The 1,418-nt window shown below is 70.7% G+C and carries 3 protein-coding genes; 2 read left to right on the forward strand and 1 reads right to left on the reverse strand.

Annotated features, from left to right (window positions below):
• The coding region (locus NI18_RS27480; RefSeq protein WP_306286552.1) for an alpha/beta hydrolase at window positions 1-446 on the forward strand (446 nt) is incomplete at its 5' end.
• On the forward strand, window positions 446-805 hold the full coding sequence (locus NI18_RS27485) for a prolyl oligopeptidase family serine peptidase (RefSeq protein WP_052149373.1): 360 nt from the start codon (window positions 446-448) through the stop codon (window positions 803-805). The genes NI18_RS27480 and NI18_RS27485, both read left to right, overlap by 1 nt.
• Window positions 806-878: 73 nt before the next feature.
• On the opposite strand, the gene NI18_RS19915 is transcribed toward NI18_RS27485, so the two are convergent.
• Window positions 879-1,418: asparagine synthase-related protein (locus NI18_RS19915; RefSeq protein WP_037532737.1), on the reverse strand; the 540-nt coding region annotated here is incomplete at its 5' end.

Here is a 1,418-nt window from a genome sequence, read left to right on the forward strand (position 1 = left end):
CTGATCCGGGCGGCTACCGCGACGTGCAGATGCGCGGCGTCGTCCAGCCCGAGGTCGGCGTGTTCCGCGCCGCCCGCCCCGATGGCCGTGCGGTGCTGGTCTGCCCCGGCGGCGGCTACTCGATCACCTCGCTGCGCAACGAGGGGATCGACGTCGCACGGGTGCTGAACGGCTTCGGTATCACGGTGTTCGTGCTCAGCTACCGGCTGCCGGGCGAAGGCTGGGCGGACCGCGCCAACGTGCCGCTGTCCGACGTGCAGCGCGCGATGCGGCTGATCCGCGCCAATGCGCGGCGCTATGCGATCAACCCCGAGACGCTGGGCGTGCTCGGCTTCTCGGCGGGCGGGCATCTCGCCGGGTCGCTCGAGATCCATCATGGGCTCGAGGTCTATCGCCCGGTCGATGCCGCGGACCGCTGTCGGCGCGGCCCGCCTTTGCCGGGCTGATGTACGCGGTGTCGAACATGGATCCGGGGCGCAGCCATGGCGGCTCGCGGGCGCAGCTGCTCGGCCCCAATCCCGATCCGGCGATGCAGGCGCGCTATGCGATCGACCGCAATCTGCGCAGCGGCGACGCGCCGCTGTTCCTGGTCCATGCCGAGGATGACGACACGGTGCCGGTCGCCAACAGCCTCGACATGCTCGCCGCCGCGCGCCGCGTCGACATTCCGGTCGAGGCGCATATCCTGCGGCGTGGGCGCCACGGCTTCGGCACGCGCCTGCCCGCGAGTTCGCCGGGTTCGCTCTGGCCGCAGTTGTTCGACCGCTGGATGCGCGAGGCGATCGGGCCCGAAGCGCCGCTCTGACGGCGGGTGTGTGTGCCCCCTCCGTTCGCCCTGAGCGAAGTCGAAGGGCAGGCCGCGAACGCTGGCGCCGGGCCTAGCCGAACACCCGCTTCAGCGACCGTTCGATCATCATCAGCTGCCACAGCGTGCGGCCATGCTCGGCACGTCCGCCGCGATGCGCCTCGGCGAGCGCGGTGATCGCGGCCATGTCGAACCAGCCCGTCTCGGCGAGCATCCGCGATGATCCGAGCGCGCTCGCCTCGCCCGCCAGCGCGCCGCGGAACCACGCGCTGATCGGCGTCACGAAGCCCATTTTCGGGCGATAGAGGATCTCCTTCGGCAGATAAGGCTCCATCGCCTTCTTCATCAGCCATTTGCCCTCGCCGTGACGCAGCCGCATGCCGACGGGCAATGTCGCGCAGAACTCGACCAGCCGGTGGTCGAGCAGCGGTTCGCGCGCCTCAAGCCCGACCGCCATGCTGGTGCGGTCGACCTTGGTCAGGATGTCGCCGGGCAGCCAGTGCTTGAGATCGGCATATTGCGCGCGGTCGATCGCGTCGCGCGCGGGCGCATTGGCCATCGTCGCGACATAGCGTTCCTCCGCGCGGTAGCCGCCCAGCGCCGCCTGCGCGCG

It is taken from the genome of Sphingomonas sp. Ant20, from assembly GCF_000783375.1.
Taxonomy (GTDB): Bacteria; Pseudomonadota; Alphaproteobacteria; order Sphingomonadales; family Sphingomonadaceae; genus Sphingomonas; species Sphingomonas aerolata.

What these genes read in the sequence shown, in the direction of transcription:
- NI18_RS27485 (WP_052149373.1), top strand. Translation starts at nt 446, where the DNA reads ATGTACGCGGTGTCGAACATGGATCCGGGGCGCAGCCATGGCGGCTCG.